This is a genomic window from Curtobacterium sp. MMLR14_010, from assembly GCF_001865015.1.
Lineage (GTDB): Bacteria > Actinomycetota > Actinomycetes > Actinomycetales > Microbacteriaceae > Curtobacterium.
This window is the reverse complement of sequence record NZ_MJGV01000026.1, coordinates 158,214-175,934: the sequence shown is the minus strand read 5'-3', so window position 1 is coordinate 175,934 and position 17,721 is coordinate 158,214. Positions and strand designations below refer to the sequence as shown.

At 70.2% G+C, this 17,721-nt stretch carries 18 protein-coding genes and 1 tRNA gene; 9 read left to right on the top strand and 10 right to left on the bottom strand.

The window, feature by feature from the left end; translation table 11 throughout:
• Positions 1-161: 161 nt before the first annotated feature.
• Together galK and galT are read right to left on the bottom strand one after the other, a co-directional pair.
• Positions 162-1,298: a galactokinase gene (gene galK / locus BIU98_RS06575; RefSeq protein WP_071273512.1), complete on the bottom strand. Its 1,137-nt coding sequence runs from the start codon at positions 1,296-1,298 to the stop codon at positions 162-164.
• Positions 1,295-2,392, bottom strand: coding sequence for a galactose-1-phosphate uridylyltransferase (gene galT / locus BIU98_RS06570; RefSeq protein WP_071273509.1), 1,098 nt, complete (start codon positions 2,390-2,392; stop codon positions 1,295-1,297). The genes galK and galT overlap by 4 nt, the downstream gene beginning before the upstream one ends.
• 64 nt (positions 2,393-2,456) lie before the next feature.
• Between galT and BIU98_RS06565 the strand changes: the two genes are divergently transcribed.
• A complete protein-coding gene (locus tag BIU98_RS06565) occupies positions 2,457-3,296 on the top strand; it encodes a DeoR/GlpR family DNA-binding transcription regulator (protein WP_175481302.1) in 840 nt (279 codons plus the stop codon).
• Positions 3,293-4,225 carry an aldose 1-epimerase family protein gene (locus BIU98_RS06560; protein ID WP_071273506.1) on the top strand — a complete coding sequence of 311 codons (933 nt, stop codon included), beginning with the start codon at positions 3,293-3,295 and terminating at the stop codon, positions 4,223-4,225. The genes BIU98_RS06565 and BIU98_RS06560 overlap by 4 nt, the downstream gene beginning before the upstream one ends.
• A 63-nt stretch (positions 4,226-4,288) precedes the next feature.
• On the opposite strand, the gene BIU98_RS06555 is transcribed toward BIU98_RS06560, so the two are convergent.
• The 3 genes from BIU98_RS06555 to BIU98_RS06545 all read right to left on the bottom strand — a co-directional run bounded on the left by BIU98_RS06555 (position 4,289) and on the right by BIU98_RS06545 (position 6,098).
• On the bottom strand, positions 4,289-4,609 hold the full coding sequence (locus tag BIU98_RS06555; protein WP_071273503.1) for a hypothetical protein: 321 nt from the start codon (positions 4,607-4,609) through the stop codon (positions 4,289-4,291).
• A 179-nt stretch (positions 4,610-4,788) separates the two neighbouring features.
• Positions 4,789-5,769, bottom strand: a complete 981-nt coding sequence (locus BIU98_RS06550; RefSeq protein WP_071273500.1) for an AraC family transcriptional regulator — start codon at positions 5,767-5,769, stop codon at positions 4,789-4,791.
• Between the two features lie 256 nt (positions 5,770-6,025).
• A tRNA-Lys gene (locus BIU98_RS06545) sits at positions 6,026-6,098 on the bottom strand.
• Positions 6,099-6,160: 62 nt separating this feature from the next.
• On the opposite strand from BIU98_RS06545, the gene BIU98_RS06540 reads away from it, so the two are divergent.
• Positions 6,161-6,790 carry a DNA-directed RNA polymerase subunit beta gene (locus BIU98_RS06540; RefSeq protein WP_071273497.1) on the top strand — a complete coding sequence of 210 codons (630 nt, stop codon included), beginning with the start codon at positions 6,161-6,163 and terminating at the stop codon, positions 6,788-6,790.
• Positions 6,791-7,064: 274 nt separating this feature from the next.
• Here the strand turns inward: BIU98_RS06540 and BIU98_RS06535 are convergent, their stop codons facing one another.
• Positions 7,065-8,330 (bottom strand): hypothetical protein, encoded by a 1,266-nt coding sequence (locus BIU98_RS06535; protein WP_071273494.1) that lies wholly within the window; start codon positions 8,328-8,330, stop codon positions 7,065-7,067.
• 108 nt (positions 8,331-8,438) lie between these two features.
• Between BIU98_RS06535 and BIU98_RS19315 the strand changes: the two genes are divergently transcribed.
• The 6 genes from BIU98_RS19315 to BIU98_RS06510 all read left to right on the top strand — a co-directional run bounded on the left by BIU98_RS19315 (position 8,439) and on the right by BIU98_RS06510 (position 13,370).
• On the top strand, positions 8,439-8,615 hold the full coding sequence (locus tag BIU98_RS19315; protein WP_175481301.1) for a hypothetical protein: 177 nt from the start codon (positions 8,439-8,441) through the stop codon (positions 8,613-8,615).
• Positions 8,612-9,202 carry an exosortase/archaeosortase family protein gene (locus BIU98_RS06530; RefSeq protein WP_139200593.1) on the top strand — a complete coding sequence of 197 codons (591 nt, stop codon included), beginning with the start codon at positions 8,612-8,614 and terminating at the stop codon, positions 9,200-9,202. The genes BIU98_RS19315 and BIU98_RS06530 overlap by 4 nt, the downstream gene beginning before the upstream one ends.
• Positions 9,203-9,204: 2 nt before the next feature.
• Positions 9,205-10,524 (top strand): glycosyltransferase, encoded by a 1,320-nt coding sequence (locus BIU98_RS06525; protein ID WP_071273488.1) that lies wholly within the window; start codon positions 9,205-9,207, stop codon positions 10,522-10,524.
• Between the two features lie 65 nt (positions 10,525-10,589).
• On the top strand, positions 10,590-11,759 hold the full coding sequence (gene wecB / locus BIU98_RS06520; RefSeq protein WP_083393027.1) for a non-hydrolyzing UDP-N-acetylglucosamine 2-epimerase: 1,170 nt from the start codon (positions 10,590-10,592) through the stop codon (positions 11,757-11,759).
• 160 nt (positions 11,760-11,919) lie between these two features.
• A complete protein-coding gene (locus tag BIU98_RS06515) occupies positions 11,920-12,519 on the top strand; it encodes a sigma-70 family RNA polymerase sigma factor (RefSeq protein WP_071273485.1) in 600 nt (199 codons plus the stop codon).
• Entirely contained in the window at positions 12,516-13,370 is an 855-nt protein-coding gene (locus BIU98_RS06510; protein WP_071273482.1) for an anti-sigma factor, read from the top strand. The genes BIU98_RS06515 and BIU98_RS06510 overlap by 4 nt, the downstream gene beginning before the upstream one ends.
• A 188-nt stretch (positions 13,371-13,558) precedes the next feature.
• Here the strand turns inward: BIU98_RS06510 and pstB are convergent, their stop codons facing one another.
• The 4 genes from pstB to BIU98_RS06490 all read right to left on the bottom strand — a co-directional run bounded on the left by pstB (position 13,559) and on the right by BIU98_RS06490 (position 17,600).
• Positions 13,559-14,338 carry a phosphate ABC transporter ATP-binding protein PstB gene (gene pstB, locus BIU98_RS06505; RefSeq protein ID WP_071273479.1) on the bottom strand — a complete coding sequence of 260 codons (780 nt, stop codon included), beginning with the start codon at positions 14,336-14,338 and terminating at the stop codon, positions 13,559-13,561.
• Between the two features lie 19 nt (positions 14,339-14,357).
• On the bottom strand, positions 14,358-15,437 hold the full coding sequence (gene pstA / locus BIU98_RS06500; protein WP_071273477.1) for a phosphate ABC transporter permease PstA: 1,080 nt from the start codon (positions 15,435-15,437) through the stop codon (positions 14,358-14,360).
• A 14-nt stretch (positions 15,438-15,451) separates the two neighbouring features.
• The gene (gene pstC / locus BIU98_RS06495; RefSeq protein ID WP_071273474.1) at positions 15,452-16,402 is read right to left on the bottom strand and encodes a phosphate ABC transporter permease subunit PstC; all 951 of its coding nucleotides are present in this window, start codon (positions 16,400-16,402) and stop codon (positions 15,452-15,454) included.
• A gap of 88 nt (positions 16,403-16,490) precedes the next feature.
• Entirely contained in the window at positions 16,491-17,600 is a 1,110-nt protein-coding gene (locus tag BIU98_RS06490) for a phosphate ABC transporter substrate-binding protein PstS (protein WP_071273471.1), read from the bottom strand.
• Between the last annotated feature and the right edge of the window lie 121 nt (positions 17,601-17,721).

Genomic DNA, 17,721 nt, shown 5'->3' with positions numbered 1-17,721 from the left:
GGATGTCCGTGGCGCGAGCCGGTTTCGGTTGTGCGACGCCACGCGACGGCGCCGCCGGGCGCCGCGTGCGGGGGCGACGTACGCGGCGACGCCGCGTGCGGCCGGCGCCAGGCGCCGGGCGCCGCGCGCTCCGCGCCCACGCCGGGCGCGCCGCGCGCGCGTCAGCCGTCGCGCCGCGCGCCCTGCGCCGCGTTCACCGTGAACACGGTCGGCTCGCGGAACCCAGCGTCCGCGAAGGCAGAGGTGACGGCCGTCGCGATCGTCTCGCGGGCCTCCCGGTCGACCAACGCGATCGCCGCCCCACCGAACCCGCCACCGGTCATCCGAGCCCCGACGGCCCCGTTCGCCATCGCGGTCGCGACCGCCAGGTCGAGCTCCGGCACGGAGATCTCGAAGTCGTCGCGCATGGACTCGTGCGATGCGATGAGCAGGTCGCCGATCGCCCGGGCGCCCTGCTCGCGGAGGGTCCGCACGGTGTCGAGGACGCGCTGGTCCTCGGTCACGATGTGCCGCACACGGCGGAAGGTCTCGTCGTCGAGGAGCTCCTGCGCCCGCGGCAGGTCGTCCACGGCGACGTCGCGCAGGGCCTCGACCCCGAGGACCTGCGCCCCCTTCTCACACGACGCCCGACGAGCGGCGTAGCCACCGGTGGCGTGCGCGTGCTCGACGCGGGTGTCGACCACCAGGACCTCGAGCCCCTCGGCCTGCAGCGCCATGTCGACCACGGCGGTGTCGAGCGTCCGGCAGTCGAGGAACACGACGGCGTCCTGCTCGCCCAACAGCGACGCGGACTGGTCCATGATCCCCGTCGGCGCACCCACCGCGTGGTTCTCCGAGTACTGCCCGACGCGCGCGAGCTGCTTGCGGTCGAGGCCGAGCTCCCACAGGTCGTTGAAGGCCAGCGCGACACCGCACTCGATCGCGGCGCTCGACGACAGGCCGGCTCCGACGGGGACGTCCGACTCGATGTAGACGTCGAGGCCGGTCGCACCGGACAGGTCAGCGCCCTGTTCCTGCAGCGCCCAGGCGATGCCGAACACGTAGGCGGACCAGCCGTCCATCGTGTCGGGCGACAGCTCGTCGAGCGACAACGACACGACGTTCTCCGGGTCGAACGCCGAGGCGACCCGCAGCGTGCGGTCAGCACGCGGAGCGATCGACGCCGTCGTGCGGCGGTCGATCGCGAAGGGGAGGACGTAGCCCTCGTTGTAGTCGGTGTGCTCACCGATCAGGTTCACGCGGCCGGGGGCGGAGTACCGCACCGCCGGCTCGTGCCCGAACACCTGCTGGAACGTCATGCTCGTTCGATCCCTCCTCGGATGAACTCGGCCGCCTTCTCGGGCACGAGGTCCCCGATCCAGGCGCCCATGGCGGCTTCACTGCCGGCCAGGAACTTCAACTTGTCCGCCGACCGTCGCGGCGACGTGATCTGCAGCATCAGCCGGACGGTGTCGCGGCCGGTGTGCACCGGCGCCTGGTGCCACGCGGCGATGTACGGGGTCGGGTCGCCGTAGAGTGCGTCGAGCCCGCGGGTGAGTCGCAGGTGCATGTGTGCGAGCTCGTCCTTCTCGGCGTCGGTCAGCCCGGCGAAGTCCGGCACGTGGCGGTGCGGCAGCAGGTGGATCTCGATCGGCCAGCGTGCGGCGAAGGGCACGAAGGCGGTGAAGTGCTCCCCGGCGAGGACGACCCGCTCGGAGGCGCGCTCGTTCGCCAGGTGCTGCTCGAACAGGTCGGGGCCGAAGCGCTCGATCGACGCCAGCAGCCGCTGCGTGCGCGGGGTGACGTAGGGGTAGGCGTAGATCTGCCCGTGCGGGTGGTGCAGCGTGACGCCGATCGCCTCGCCGCGGTTCTCGAACGGGAACACCTGCTGGATGCCGGGCATCGCGGAGAGCGCCGCGGTGCGGTCCGCCCAGGCCTCGACCACGGTGCGTGCGCGCGACTCGGAGATGGACGCGAACGAGCCGGCGGTCTCGGGGGAGAAGCAGACGACCTCGCACCGGCCGACAGAACGCAGCTGGCGGTTCAGGCCGACGTCCGACAGGGCTGCGAGCGACTCGGGGGCGTCCTCGGCCTCGAGTACGGGGCCGAACGACGGGGACCGGTTCTCGAACACGGCGACGTCGTACCGGCTGGGGACCTCCGACGGGTTCGCCGGGGTCTGCGGGGCGAGGGGGTCCTGGTCGGCCGGGGGCAGGAACACGCGGTTCTGCCGGGCGCTCGCGATCGAGACCCACTCCCCGGTGAGGACGTCCTGACGCATCCGCGCGGTCTCCGGCCGCGGGTCGAGCGTCCGTTCGTCGACGTGCCGTTCAGCGGGCAGCTGCGTGTCCGCATCGTCGAAGTAGATGAGGTCGCGGCCGTCCGCGAGCTTCGTCGCGCGCTTGGTGATCACCGACCCAGCCTAGCGAACGAACGAAGGATTGCGAAAGTGATCGGAAGCAGACGAAACTGTCCCCGTGAGCGACGATGACCTCTTCCTCGCCGGCACGATGCCGGCGCCACTGCGGCAGGACCGCATCGTCGCCATCGTCGACGGCGCCCCCGGCCTGGTCCGGACCGCGTCGCTCGCCGCCGCGCTCGGCACCAGTGAGGTGACGGTCCGGCAGGACCTCGCCGTCCTCGACCGGGAGGCTCGGGTCCGGCGGGTGCACGGCGGTGCCGTCCGCCCCGGGGTCGGCTCGCCCGAGCGTCCGTTCGAGGAGACCGCCGTCGAGCACCAGGCCGCCAAGGCGGCCATCGGCCGCGCCGCCGCCGCGCTCGTGCGGTCCGGGGAGTGCGTGGTGCTCGACGTCGGCACGACCCCGGCCGCCGTGGCGGAGGCGCTCGTCGCCCGCGAGGACCTGGTCGACGTCACTATCGTCACGAACTCCCTCACCACGGCCCTGGTCCTGGAGCGCGCGGTGCCGCGGTTCACGGTGGTCGTCACCGGTGGCACGCTCCGCCCCCTGCAGCACTCGCTCGTGGCCCCGTTCAACGGCGCGGTCCTGCCGATGATCGCCGCCGACGTCGTGTTCCTCGGCGGCACCGGCGTCGACGTCGAGCACGGCCTGACGAACGTGAACCTCCCCGAGACCGAAGCCAAGCGGATGCTCGCGGCGACGGCCCGGCGTACGGTCGTGGTGGTGGACGGCTCGAAGTTCGGCCGTGCGCACCTCGGGGTCGTCCGCGGCCTCGACGACATCGACGTCATCGTGACGGCAGAGGCCCCGTCGGACCTCGTCGAGCACGTACGAGCCGCCGGCGTCCAGGTCGTCGTCGCCGACGACACCCCACCGGGAAGGAACCACAGCGCATGACCGCAGCACCCACCGGAGGCCAGTACCACCTCCGGCACGCCGGCCCGGACGGGGTCGTCGAGGCCGTCGTGACCGAGGTCGCCGCCGGCATCCGCCAGCTCACCGTGGCCGGGTTCGACCTCACCGAGCCGTTCCCGGCGTCCCAGGCGCCGGCCGGGGCGAACGGCATCGTCCTGGTCCCGTGGCCGAACCGCGTCGCCGGCGGCGTCTGGCAGCTCGACGGTGCCGCGCAGCAGCTCGACGTGTCGGAGCCGAAGTACGGCAACGCCTCGCACGGGCTGCTCCGCTTCTCGCCGTACCGCGTGGTCGACCAGACCGAGTTCTCCGTCCTGCAGCAGGCCACCATCCACCCGCAGCACGGCTGGCCCTTCACCCTCGAGACCCGGGTGCACCACGAGCTGGTCGACGCCGGCATCCGCATCACCCACGAGATCACGAACCGCTCGGACGTGCGGGCGCCCTTCGCCGTCGGTGCCCACCCGTACCTCCGCGCCGGCGACACCCCGCCCGAGGACCTCGTCGTCACGCTCGACGCCGCCACGGCCTTCACCGTCGACGACCGGAAGATCCCGAACGGCACCCGGCCCGTCGAGGGCACCGACCAGGACCTCCGCGCCGGCCGTCGTGCCGGCGACTCGGACCTCGACACCGCCTACACCGACGTGACCCCCGGCAGCGACGGCACCCGCCGGACGACGATCCACGGCCCGGAGGGAGACGGTGTCGAGCTCTGGCAGGACGCGTCCTTCCCGTACGTGCAGGTGTTCACCTCCCGCGAGTTCCCCCGGGGCGACGGCAAGGGCCTGGCCGTCGCGGTCGAGCCGATGACCGCCCCTGCAGACGCGCTCAACTCGGGCGAGGGCCTGCGCTGGCTCGAGCCCGACGAGACCTGGACCGGCTCGTGGGGGATCCACCGCGTCTGGTCCTGACCCGCTGTCCGACGAAGGCCCCGCCGAGTGTCCGGCGGGGCCTTCGTGCGTGTCGGGGAGTCGTCAGGCGCGGCGCATGCGAAGGGCCTCGACGGCGAGCGACTCGGTGGCGTAGCGGCCGATCTCCTGCGCCCAGGCCGGGTCGTCGCCGCGCAGGGCGAGGAACTGCTTGCGCTGCCGGCACACGTACCCGAGCACGCTCGAACCCGTGGCGACCTCGACGAAGTCGGTGCGGATGTGCCTGGTCGTGACCTGCGCCCGGCGGCGGAGCGTGTCCAGCAGCAGTCGGTCGCTCACGGTGGTGTTCGTCGCTGCGGCGAGCTCGACGATGCGGCGCGCTTCCCCGGTGGTGCTGGTGTGCGTGGCGTCGATGTGCTCGATCACGGTGTACCCCGTTCGTTTCGTTCCTGGTGGTGCGGATGACCCACGAGCAGTGGATCCGGGAACGACACTAACGGCGTGCGGCCGCCAGCCCGCTGTGGATCCGCCGGTGTGCGCAGAGGGTTCACCATGAGAACGCTGGGGACGGGTTGTACCCCGGGGAACGCGGCGGGCTCAGTGCGTCACTGCCGCAGTGTCTGGCGGGGGTACTCCCCGAACCGGTTGGCGTAGGTCGAGGAGAAGCGCCCCATGTGCGCGAAGCCCCAGCGCCGGGCGACCTCGGCCACCGAGGCCGACTGCGGGTCGAGCGACTGGAGTTCCTCGTGCGCGCGGCTCAGTCGGACGTCGCGCACGTAGGCCATCGGCGTGGTGTCGAGCATCCGCTGGAAGGCGTCCTGGACCCCGCGAACGCTCAGTCCTGCGGCTCGCGCGATGTCGGCGACGGTGAGCGGTTCGTGCACGTGCTCGTGGATGAACTCGACCGCCCCGCGGAGTCGTCGGTGGGCAGGGTCGCCCGAGTCGGCACCGAGGAGCTCGGCCTGCAACGGGTACAGGTCCAGCAGTGCCCGGGCGACGTCGCGTCGTGCCTCGTGCCAGGCGAGCGACGCCTGGCCGTCCTCGCGCAGCGCGTGCACGGCGCCGGACACGGCGGTCCGCCAACGGGCGACAGCCGCGGGGTCCTGCGGCGCGGTGCGGTCGAACGACAGTGTGCCGTCGACGAGCCAGCGTTCGGCGGCGACGTCGAGGACGAGGTCACGGTCGACGTGCACCAGGCGCTGGTCCCAGTCCTCGTACTCCATCTCGAAGCGACGCCCGACGGGGAACATCGTCGGCACGCCCGGCTGCATCCGGACCTCGTCGTGACCGACGTCGACCCGGGCCCGCCCACGTTCGAGCCACTGCACGACGACCTCGCCCTCGACGGCCACGTCGCCGCGGAGGTACCCGTGCATCTGCGAGCGGCGGATGCTGAGCTGGTCGTCACCGACGCCGACGTAGCGGTACCAGAAGCGCTCGTCGACCGGCCGGGAGTACCAGGCCTTGCCCGCGTACATGCCGGCGAGGGAGCTGATCGCCGAGTCGGTGTCCTGCCCCGCGACCGACACCAGGGGCCGCGGGGCAGAGGTCGTCGCTTCGCGGGGTGCGTGCGGCTCGGTGGTCATCGCGGCCTCCTCCCAGAGGACTCGATCCACGCTATGTCGCGTTCCGCCGGACTTCAACCGTGCCGCGGTCTGTGACCTTTCCGGCGCGCCTGGGACACTTTGCGCCGACTGGCCACGACCCACTCGCGTGAGATCGCACTTCGTGTCGCCTCGCCGATCCGGGACGCGACACGAAGTGCGATCTCACCGAAGGAAGTGGGCCCCGTGGGGCTCGAACCCACGACCCTCGGATGAAAAGTCGGGTGGGCGGTTCCAGTGGGCCCCGTGGGGCTCGAACCCACGACCCTCGGATTAAAAGTCCGGTGCTCTACCGACTGAGCTAGAGGCCCTCGTGCACCAGGGTATCGGGCGACGGGATGCCCGTGTCACCGGCGCCGCCTACACTGCCCGGGTGCCTCGCGATCACCACCGTCCAGTCCACTTCACCGACGCCGAGTTCGCCGCCATCAAGGGCGGCGAGGACCCCGCGCTGGTGAACCGCGTCGCGCACGAGACCGCCAACGCGCTGCTCCACCGCGTGCGGCAGGACCCGGACCCCGCCGTGGTCGAGCGCCTCGTGACGTACACCGACGTCCACGGCATCGAAGCCGTCGCCGAGCTCTGGGCCCGCGTCGGGGCACACACCCTGCCCGGCGCCCTGTGGCGGATCTACCTCATGCGCACGGTCATCCGGCAGAACCCGGACGAGGTCGCGTACCTCTTCACCCGCGGCACGGAGCGCATCCGCACGATCGACCAGGCCGTCGCCGGCGCCGAGGCCCCGACGGGTCCCGCCGAGATCCTGGCGCTCGCGGACAGCATCCTGCACGGGCTCTACACCGGCGACTTCGCCGTGGCGCTCGACCGCGGTGCCGCCTTCTGCCGTCTCGCCGCGGCAGGAGCCACGAGCGTCGCGGACGACTCCGACGTCACGGCCGAGGAGCGCGCGAGCGTGCTGACCGTCCGCGCCTTCCGCCTGGCCGAGCTCGCTGAGGACCTGTCGGCCGCAGCGGCGCTCTGGCGCCGCGACGCCCTGGACTGAGAACCAGCCCGATCGGACCGGCCCGCCGGACAGCAGCCGAGCCTCCAGGCAGGAACGGCAGCTCCGGCGTGCAGTGAGCACGACGAACGCGACCCGCGAGAGGGCAGAGAAAGACCGGGCCGCAGAAGCGCCTCTCGGCGCGAGGCCGCTCGAAGCGGCGAATTTTGGAGCCCGGGGCTTGCTGCGGCCCGGCGAAGTCAATTGTAGGAGACGCAGGCTGTGCGCGCTGCCCTGTTCACTCACGGTGGACAGAGCAACGCTCGGGCGTGCCCGATCAGCCGATCAGCTCGCGGCGGCGCAGGACGGCGGCGCTGATCATCGCCAGCACCGCGACACCCGCGCCGCCGGCTGCCAGCGGGTGCATGAGCGGTGTGTCCGCGACCACGATGTCGAGCTCGATCGTGGTGGGCGCGGCACCGGGGACTCGCTGGGTGATGGGTACGACGTTCCTGCCGGCCTGGAGCCCCTGCACGCGCGCGCTCCAGGAACCATCTGCGGACACTTCGGCCGTGACGGCACCAGATGGCCCCTGGACCTCGATGGTGGCGCGCGGATGTCCCGTTCCCGTCAGTTCTGCTGAGCCGGCTTGCGGATCGGACGACGCGACGTCCGCCGTGACAGCGATCGGCGTGACCGAGACCTTGGTCGACACGGTCTTCTCGTCGGAGTCGAACGTCTGTTGCGCGCTCACCTCGTGGTCACCCCAGGGGACGTCCTCGAGCACCAGTCGCCAGTCGCCGTTCGCCTGGACCGCGGTGGACCCGGTGCCAGCCGAGCCGGACACCGCGATCTCCGCGTCGGGTTCACCCGATCCGGAGAGGACCACGGTGCGGGCGATCGGATCTGCCGTGGCCTCGATCGTGGGGTCGACCGTCGGGATCGTCGCCGAACGCTCCAGCTGCTGGTCCGGCACTCCTGCGACGCTCTGCGTGACCGTCAGCGGGGTGCTGCCGGTCCGGAGGTCGCGGACGGTGAGCGTCCACGAGCCGGTGACCGGGATCTCCGTCTCGACGGGGTCGGCGCCGCCGGTCACCCGCACCGTCGCGCCGGGCTGACCGGTGCCGCTCAGGGTGGCGGTTCGCGTGGCGACGTCGGTGGCGACGCTCGCCACGAGCGGCTTGGCGATGACGTGGATGCCGAACGGGGTCTCGGCGACGAGGGTCCCTGCGTCCTCGAAGCGCACGCGTCCGCCGGTGAGGTCCGCGCCCAGCGGTGCGTCCTGGTCGACGACCAAGGTGATGGTGCGCGGGTTCACCCACTGGCTCCGGTTGCAGGTGATCTGTGTCCCCGCGGGGTTGGTGGTGCATGCCGCGTCGTCGACACGGACCAGCCGCGTGCTCTGGGGCGCATCCACGATGAGGTTCGCAGAGCGGCCGGGGATGCCGGGGCTGAACCGCACCGTCGTCTGCGCGCCCTGGGTGGCATTGGTCGAAGCTGGTGGGTTCGGTGCCGCCATCGCGGTGGTCGGGGCCCCGCCGAGGAGCAGCGCGAGGACCGCGCCGCTCCCGAGCATGGCCGCCTTCACGGACTTCGTGGACATGATTCCTCCTGTGTCGGTCCACAAAATGTTACATCTTGCGAGTGTCCGTCAGCAAGTATTGACGTTATGTATTTCACATGTCATGCTTACGGCGACCCAGGAGGAAGCATGTACGGAAACGGACTCGCGCTGATGCTCGGCGCCGGCACACTCACCACGTTGCTCATCGCCGAACCGGCCTCGATCGCCATCGGGCTCGGACTGCTCGTCGTCACCGGCGCTGGGCTGGCCGCTCTCCGCATCGCCGCGGTCCGCCGCGCACGTCGCCACGGCAGCTGTCGGTGACCCGGGGAGCGGTGGCCGGGGGAGCGGCGACCGGCCGGACCATCCGGTACGCCATCGCCGGGCTCCTCCTCGCCTGCGCGGTCGCTCTCGTCGCCGGCGAGCAGATCGGTCGCTCGGTGGAGTCGTCCATCGCGCGCTGGCTCCTCCACACCGTGTCGGGCATGGAGGTGCTCGGCATGCACGCCTCCACGGTGCCGGCCGTGGTCTTCAGGTCTGGGAACCTGCGGTGGAACGTGCTCGAGATCACCCTCGAGTGCGCGATCGCCCTCACGCTCGCCGGCCTGCTCGTCATCGGTGCAGCGCTCGTGTGCACCTCGCGCTGCAGTCCCGGACGTGTCCTGCTCGCGATGGCGGCCGGTACGTCCCTGCTCGTCCTCGTGAACCAGGTCCGGATCGTGATGCTGGCACTCGTGCTGGCCCACGGCGGAGTCGGCCCGTTCGAGTGGGCGCACTCCTTCGCCGGCAGCGTCGTGTCGCTCGCCGGGCTCGCGGGCACCCTCTTCGTGGTGTTCACGCTCGTCATCCGTCCCGGTGCTGTCCCGGGCCGGGACACACGCACCCGATCCCGACAGGAGGCCCACGCGTGAGCATGTTCGTCGCAGTCGTCAACACCGTCGCCGTGATGGTGATCGCACTCTCGCTCGTCTACTTCCTCGCCGCGATGATCGCGGGCATCCACGAACTCCGTCGGGCCGGAGCCTCGCTGCGTACGCAGGGGAACGCGGTCTACGACCGTCCCTTCAGCGGGGAACCAGCGTCGTTCGACGTGTACTTCCTCATCCCGTGCCTCAACGAGGAAGCGGTCATCGGACCGACGGTGAGCGCCCTCGCCGGTGGTCGCCGTTCGACGACGATCGTCGTCGACGACGGTTCGGACGACGCGACCGCGGCCATCGCCGAGCAAGCGGGCGGGGCGACGACCACGGTCATCCGGCGGCGTCTGCCGCATGCCCGCGCTGGGAAGGGAGCCGCCCTGAACGCGGCCTTCTCCACGGTGCTGGAGCTCGTCGCGGAGCGCGCACAGGACCCGGAGCGCGTGCTCGTCTGCGTGATGGACGCCGACGGACGGCTGTCGGACGGTGCGCTCTCGCACATCCTCCCCCTCTTCGAGGACCCGGCGGTCGGGGGCTCGCAGCTCGCCGTCCGCATCCGCAACCGAGACCAGAACTTCCTCACGCGCTTCCAGGACTTCCAGTTCTGGTCGATGTCGGCGGTCACCCAGTTCGGACGTCGGAAGACCGGGACGGTCAGCCTCGGCGGCAACGGGCAGTTCACCCGCCTCACTGCGCTCCGGGAGCTCGGGACCGAACCCTGGTCGGCTTCGCTCACGGAGGACCTCGACCTCGCGATCTCCCTCATCGCCAACGGCTGGCGGCTCGAGACCACGCCAGATGCCTCGGTCGACCAGCAGGGGGTCGAGTCCTTGCGGCGACTCGTCGTCCAGCGCCGGCGGTGGTACCAGGGCCACATGACCGCCGGGAGGCGCATCGGCGAGGTCTGGTCGAACCCGGACATCCCCCACGGCCGCGCCCTCGAAGTCTCCGCGTACCTGTCCGTGCCGTGGCTCTTCGACCTGCCGTGGTCGATCCTCTGGCACTGGACGCTCGCGACACTCGTCCTCCGCGCCGACGCGCAGTTCGCCTGGGCGACCTCGCCGGTCTCCGCATTGGTCGGCGGTGCCATCTGGTACCTCGTCACCTTCGCCCCGGCGATCTTCACGACGATCGTGTACCACCGCCGCGACCGACGAGTCGGGTGGCCGACAGCAGTCCTGATGGGACACGCCTTCGTCGTCATGAACTACCTGTCCTTCGTCTGCGCCTGGGGTGCCCTCATCCGCATGGTCCGCGGACGCACGGGGTGGGACAAGACCACACGCACCGTCGAGCCCAGCGCTTCCCCGGCCTGACCGGCTCCCACGCCAGCACAGCCGCTTCCGCGAACACCCGTACCGTCACCGATCAGAAGGACGCCATGACCATCACCACCCAGGCCCGACCGAGCGAGGCGACCGGATCCATCGCCGTCGTGCTCGGCACACGTCCGGAGATCATCAAGCTCGCCGGTGTCATCCAGGAGCTCGGTCCCCGGGCGCGCGTCATCCACACCGGTCAGCACTACGACGACTCGATGTCTGGACAGTTCTTCCGGCAGCTGGGCCTGGCGGCGCCGCACTGCGTGCTCACCGGCATCGGCGGGTTCGACCGGGGGTCCCAGATCGCCACTGCCATCGCCGCGCTCACCGAGGAGTTCCAGCGCTCCCGCCCGTCGGTCGTCATCGTGCAGGGCGACACGAACGCCGTCTCAGCGGGTGCCCAGGCCGCCAACTACCTCGGGATCCCGGTCGTCCACGTCGAAGCGGGACTCCGATCCGGGGACCGCGCCATGCCCGAGGAACTCAACCGCCTCGTCGTCGGTGCGCTCGCCGACGTCCACTGCGCACCGACCAACACCAGCCGCGACAACCTGCTCCGAGAGGGCGTCTCGCCGGAGCGGGTCATCGTCACGGGGAACACGGTGGTGGAGGCGACGCTGGCGTCGATCGAGGCAGCTCGGACCGACCCCGCAGCTGCGATCGAGGACGTCCCCGACCAGCCCTTCGTGCTCGCGACGATCCACCGGCCGGAGAACACGGACAGCGAACCGGCGCTCCGCCGCGTCCTCGAAGGGCTGTCGTCGATCGGCCTGCCCGTGGTCCTGCCGCTCCACCCCAGGACGGCGGCGGCGGTGGACCGCCACGGCCTCGGTGCGCTCCTCGACGGGCTCGTCGTGCTCCCGCCGGTCGGGCACGCGTCCTTCATCTGGCTGGCGACGCGTGCGGCGCTCGTCGTCGCCGACTCCGGTGGGGTGCAGGAGGAATGCACGGTGTTGAAGCGACCGCTGGTCGTCGTCCGTCGCTCCACGGAGCGCCCCGAAGCGGTGGACGCAGGGTTCGCGCGGCTCGTCCGACCCGCCGACGACCTGGCCGCGGCCGCGCGTGGACTGCTGGAGGACACCCGACGACACCCGCTGGCGGAGGTGCCCTCACCGTACGGAGACGGCACCGCGAGCCGGCGCATCGCCGAGGTCGCACTCGCCCTCATGCGGCAAACCGCAACGAACCGGCCAATCCGACAGGGCGAGGGTGCCGAATCATCAGCGTGACCGACTTCACGGGACGTCACACGGCGAGGGTCCTGTTCGACCCGGTCCGGCTCCACCAGCTGGTCAATTCCCTGCGGATCGTGCAGGCCCCCGCCGCAACCTGAACGAAGCAACCTGAACGCAGCACGAACGCACGACACCGGAAGGAGGAAAACCTGCAATGCTTGCCCTCGTGGAACGTGACACGGACAGCTGGAGCTCGGATGAGCCAGCACCAGCGTCGCCGGACCTCCTCCTCCTCCGGGTCGCCCAAGGTGACCAACAGGCCTTCTCCGAGCTCTACGACGAGCTCTCCGGACGGGTCCTCGGTCTGATCACGCGGCTCCTCAAGGACCGCGCCCAGTCCGAGGAAGTCGCTCAAGAGGTCTTCCTCGAGGTCTGGCAGCAGGCCGCCAAGTTCGACACCAAGCGCGGCAGTGCCGCGAGCTGGGTGTTGACCATGGCGCACCGCCGGGCCGTCGACCGTGTCCGGGCTGCACAGTCCTCCCGCGACCGCGACACCAAGATCGGCATCCGCGACTTCGAGTCCGGGTTCGACCAGGTGTCGGAATCGGTCGAGATCCGCATTGAACACGAACGCGTCAGCCGTGCCCTCGGCCGGCTGACGGAGTTCCAGCGCCAGGCAGTCCAGCTGGCCTACTACGGCGGCTACTCGCACAGCGAGATGGCCGAACAACTCGGAGTGCCGATCGGCACCGTGAAGACCCGTCTGCGCGACGGGATGATCCGTCTACGCGACGAGATGGGGGTGACGTCATGACCCAACGACACGACGACCCCGCGCTCCTGACCGGCTCCTACGCTCTCGACGCCCTCAGTGACGCGGAGCGCCACGACCTCGAAGAGGCCCTCGCGGCCTTCCCGGAACTCCGCGCCGAGGCCGACTCGCTCTCCGAGACCGCCAGGGCCCTGGCCTACGCGGTCGAGCCGATCGAGCCGCCCGCGTCCCTCAAGGCATCGCTCATGGCCGCGATCCAGACCACGCCCCAGGCGTCGGCCGGACCGGCGCACGCCCGCACCGAAGAGCAGGAACCCGTCCAGGAGGCCCCCGTCGCCCCCGTCACGGACCTCGCCTCCGCCGGTGGCTCGGCCAGTGCCACGGCGCACCGGCGCTGGTTCCAGCGTCCCACCGGGTACCTGGCTTCCGTTGCCGCTGCCGGTGTGGTGTTCCTCGGCATCGGACTCGGTGCCAACACACTGTTCTTCGACGGTGGCTCGAACCCCGGCCCGAGCAGCTCGCAGGCCGCGTCCGGCCTCGACCAGATCTACGCGTCCCCCGACTTCGCCCGGAGCACCTCCGACGTCAAGGGCGGCGGGACGGCCACGGTCGTCTGGTCGGACCAGCTCGGCAAGTCGGCCGTCATCCTCGACGGCGTGAAGGCCGCACCGAAGGACAAGACCTACGAACTCTGGTACATCGGTTCCGCGGAGTCCGGCGGCACCATCGAGTCCGCTGGCCTCATGAACGACGTCGACGGCGGTGTCCGTTCGGCGGTGCTGAGCGGCGCGAAGTCGCAGGGCGCCACCGTGGGCATCACGGTCGAGCCGGCCGGTGGGTCGAAGCAGCCGACGACGACGCCCATCGTCGCGGTCCCGACCGAGTCCGCGTAGTCGCCCCGTCCCGACTCGCCCCGTCCCGACTCAAAACGACAACGTTGCTGTCGTACGACAGCGACGTTGTCGTTCCAGGTCGAGAACGCAGGGGACGGCGACGCAACGCGAAGAGGCCCGGTGCCGTCCTGTGGGACGTGCACCGGGCCTCCTTCGCGTCCCCTGTCAGGAGACGGACGCGCAGCCGATCAACCGAAGCGACCCGAGACGTAGTCCTCGGTCGACTTGACGGACGGGTTCGAGAAGATCGTCGCCGTGTCGTCGTACTCGATGAGGTGACCGGGCTTGCCGGTGCCCGCGATGTTGAAGAACGCGGTCTTGTCGCTGACGCGCGAGGCCTGCTGCATGTTGTGGGTCACGATCACGATCGTGAACTCCTTCTTGAGCTCGCCGATCAGGTCCTCGATGGCGAGGGTCGAGATCGGGTCGAGCGCGGAGCACGGCTCGTCCATGAGCAGGACGTCGGGCTGCACGGCGATGGCGCGCGCGATGCAGAGACGCTGCTGCTGGCCACCGGACAGGCCCATGCCGGGCTTGTCGAGGCGGTCCTTGACCTCGTTCCACAGGTTCGCGCCCTGCAGGGAGCGCTCGACGATGTCGTCGGCCTCCGAGCGGCTGACGCGCTTGTTGTTGAGCTTCACACCGGCCAGCACGTTGTCCTTGATGGACATCGTCGGGAACGGGTTCGGCCGCTGGAACACCATGCCGACCTGGCGTCGGACGATGACCGGGTCGACGCCGGGGGCGTACAGGTCGTCGCCGTCCACCTTGACCGAGCCCTCGACGTAGGCGCCGGGGATGACCTCGTGCATGCGGTTGAGCGTGCGGAGGAACGTGGACTTGCCGCAGCCGGACGGGCCGATGAAGGCGGTGACGGTGCGGGGCTCGATCGTCATGTCGACGCCCTCGACCGCCTTGAACTTCGAGTAGTAGACGTTGAGGCCGTCGACCTCGATGCGCTTGGACACAGTGTGACCTTCCGGGGGGCTAGCGGGAGAGCTTGGGGGCGAAGAGACGCGTGACGAACCGGGCGAGCAGGTTCAGCAGCATCACGATGAGGATCAGGACCAGTGCTGCGGTCCAGGCCCGGTCGACGAACGGCACCGGGTTGGCGCCCTGCTGCGAGTACTGCGTGTACGCGAACACCGGCAGGGTCATCATCGGGTTGCCGAACAGGTCGTAGTTCATGCTCGACGTGTAGCCCGCCGTCACCAGCAGGGGAGCGGTCTCGCCGATGACGCGGGCGATCGCGAGCATGACGCCCGTCGTGATGCCGGCGAGCGACGTGGGGAGCACGACCTTGACGATCGTCAGCCACTTCGGGACGCCGAGGGCGTACGAGGCCTCGCGGAGTTCCATCGGGACGATCTTCAGGACCTCCTCGGTGGAGCGGACGATGATCGGGATCATCAGGACCGCGAGCGCGATCGAGCCGACCAGGCCGAACCGCGCGCCCGGGCCGAGGAACAGCGCGAACAGCGAGTAGGCGAAGAGCCCGGCGACGATCGAGGGGATGCCCGTCATGACGTCGACGAAGAACGTGATGCCGCGCGCGAGCGGGCCGCGGCCGTACTCGACGAGGTAGATCGAGGTGAGCAGCCCGATCGGGACGCTGATGACGGCGGCGAACAGGGTGATCTCGAGCGTCCCGATCAGGGCGTGCAGGGCACCACCACCGACCGAGATGACGCCGCGCATCGAGTACGAGAAGAACGCGACGTCGAACCGTGCCAGACCGTCCGCGAGGACCGTCCAGAGCAGCGACACCAGCGGGAGCACGGCGATGACGAACGCGGTGATGACGAGCGAGGTGACGAGGCGGTCGATCGCCTTGCGGCCGCCCTCGACGATCCGGGAGACGACCACGATGAGGACGTCGAACAGGACCGTGCCGAGGAACAGCGCCGCGACGACGTTGAAGTCCTTGACGGCGCCGCCGGCGTTGAGCAGGGCGAAGACGAGGGCCAGGGCGACCCAGCTGCCGGCGAGGAGCAGCCACGGCACGGAGGTGTGCAGCTTGCCGTTGGCGAAGACGTTGCCGCCGGTCGGACGGAGTGCGAGGGACATCGGGGTGCGACCTCTCAGCTGACGCGCTGGCGCACGACGTAGCGCGCGAGCATGTTGATGACCAGGGTGATGACGAAGAGGATCAGGCCTGTCGCGATGAGCGCGTTCAGGGCCGTTCCGGACGCCTCGGCGAACTGCAGGGCGATGTTCGCCGCGATGGTCGACGGGTTGAGGGACGTGAGCAGCTTGAACGTGATGTTCGTCGACACCGACAGCACCAGGGCGATCGCCATCGTTTCGCCGAGCGCGCGGCCGAGACCGAGCATGATCGCGGACACGATGCCGGACTTGGCGAACGGCAGGACCGACAGGCGGATCATCTCCCACCGGGTCGCCCCGAGCGCCAGCGCCGCCTCTTCGTTCAGCGTGGGCGCCTGCAGGAAGATCTCACGCATGATCGCCGTCATGATCGGGATCGTCATGACGGCGAGGACGATCGACGCCGTGAGGATCGTGCGACCGGTGCCGGACACCTGCCCGGAGAAGAGCGGGATCCAGCCGAAGTGCTCGTTGAGGAACGCGTAGAAGGGCTTCACGAACTGCGACAGCACGACGATGCCCCACAGGCCGTAGACGACCGAGGGGACCGCGGCGAGCAGGTCGATGACGTAGCCGAGCAGCGGGGCGATGCGCCGCGGTGCGAAGTGCGAGATGAAGAGCGCGATCCCGAGGGCGAGCGGGACGGCCATGACGAGCGCGAGGAGCGCCGACCAGATGGTGCCGAAGACGAGCGGCCCGACGTAGTCCCAGAAGTTCGCGGCCTGGTTGGGCAGCTCGCCGACCTTGGCGGAGAACGCGGGGATGCTCTGCCAGATCAGGAAGGCGGCGACCAGCGCGAGCACGACCAGGATGAGGCCGCCGGAGATGACGGAGGCGGCGGAGAAGACGCGGTCGCCGACGCGGACGACGGCCTTGGGCTTCGCCGGTGCGAGGGAGGCGCCTTGCTGGACGGGTGCGGAGGTCATGGGGCGTGGGACTCCTGTCGGGAGACGGGGAAGTGCCCGGGTGCCGGTCCGTTGGAGGACCGGCACCCGGGCTCTCGGTGAGGAGTTGTTACTTGATCGAGGCGACCGCGTCAGCGGCCTTCTTGCCGAGGTCGGTCGAGAGGGCGGCCGACTTGGCCTCCGACGCGGCGGCCTTCTGGGCCTCGTCCGACACGACGTAGGTCAGGTAGGACTTGACCAGGTCGGCCTTGTCCGAGTCCTTGTACTCCTGGCACGCGATGGCGTAGGAGACGAGCACGAGCGGCCAGGCACCGTCAGCGGTGTCCTTGCGGTTGATGTCGATCGCGAGGTCGTTGTCCTCGCGGCCGGAGACCGTCTCGGAGTCCGCGACGACCTTGGCGGCACCGTCAGCGGAGAGCTCGGTGGCCTTGTCGCCGACCATGAGCTTGGCCTTGTCGAGGTCGCCCGCACCGGAGTCGTCGATGTAGGTGATCGCGTTGGTCGCGCCCTGCATGGCCGAGGCCACGCCGGAGCCCTTCGCAGCGCCGTCGCCGACCTGGTACGGGAAGGTCTGGCTGGGCTCTTCGGTCCAGACGTCGCCGGCGTTCGCCGACAGGTACTCGGAGAAGTTCTGCGTGGTGCCCGAGTCGTCCGAACGGTGCACGACGGTGATGTTCGCGCTCGGGAGCTTGGCGTCCTTGTTCAGGGCGGCGATCTCGGGGTCGTCCCACTTCATGATCTTGCCGGAGAAGATGCCCGCGATGGTCTTCGCGTCGAGCGTCAGGTCCTTGACGCCGTCGACCTTGTAGGCGATGGCGATCGGGGAGATGTAGACCGGGATGTCGATGGCCTTGGAGTCCGCCGCGCAGTTCGCGAAGGTGCCCGAGAGCTCCTCGTCGGAGAGCGCTGCGTCCGAGCCGGCGAAGTCCGCCGCGCCGGACATGAAGTTCTTGCGGCCGGCGCCGGAGCCGTCCGGCGAGTAGTTGACCGTGACGCCGGAGGCCTGGTCCTGGAAGCCGGTGCCCCAGACGGTCTCGGCGGTCTGCTGTGCGGAGGAGCCCGACGCGGTGAGCGTGCCGGAGAGCTTCGAGTAGTCGACACCCGAGGCGGAGGCCGACGAGGTGCTGCCCGCGCCGCCTTCGTTCGCCGCGCACGAGGAGAGCACGACTGCGCCGGCGATCGCGATTGCTGCGATCGAACCGATTCGCTTGATGTTCACAGGGGTCCCTTCGGGGATGTGGAGTGCAGGTGGGACTGCTGATGCGTCCCGTGGGCCGGTGCCGACCCGCGAGCGACTGTAGGGACGCGAAGTGACCGGGATGACGCCCGCCGGTGAACGG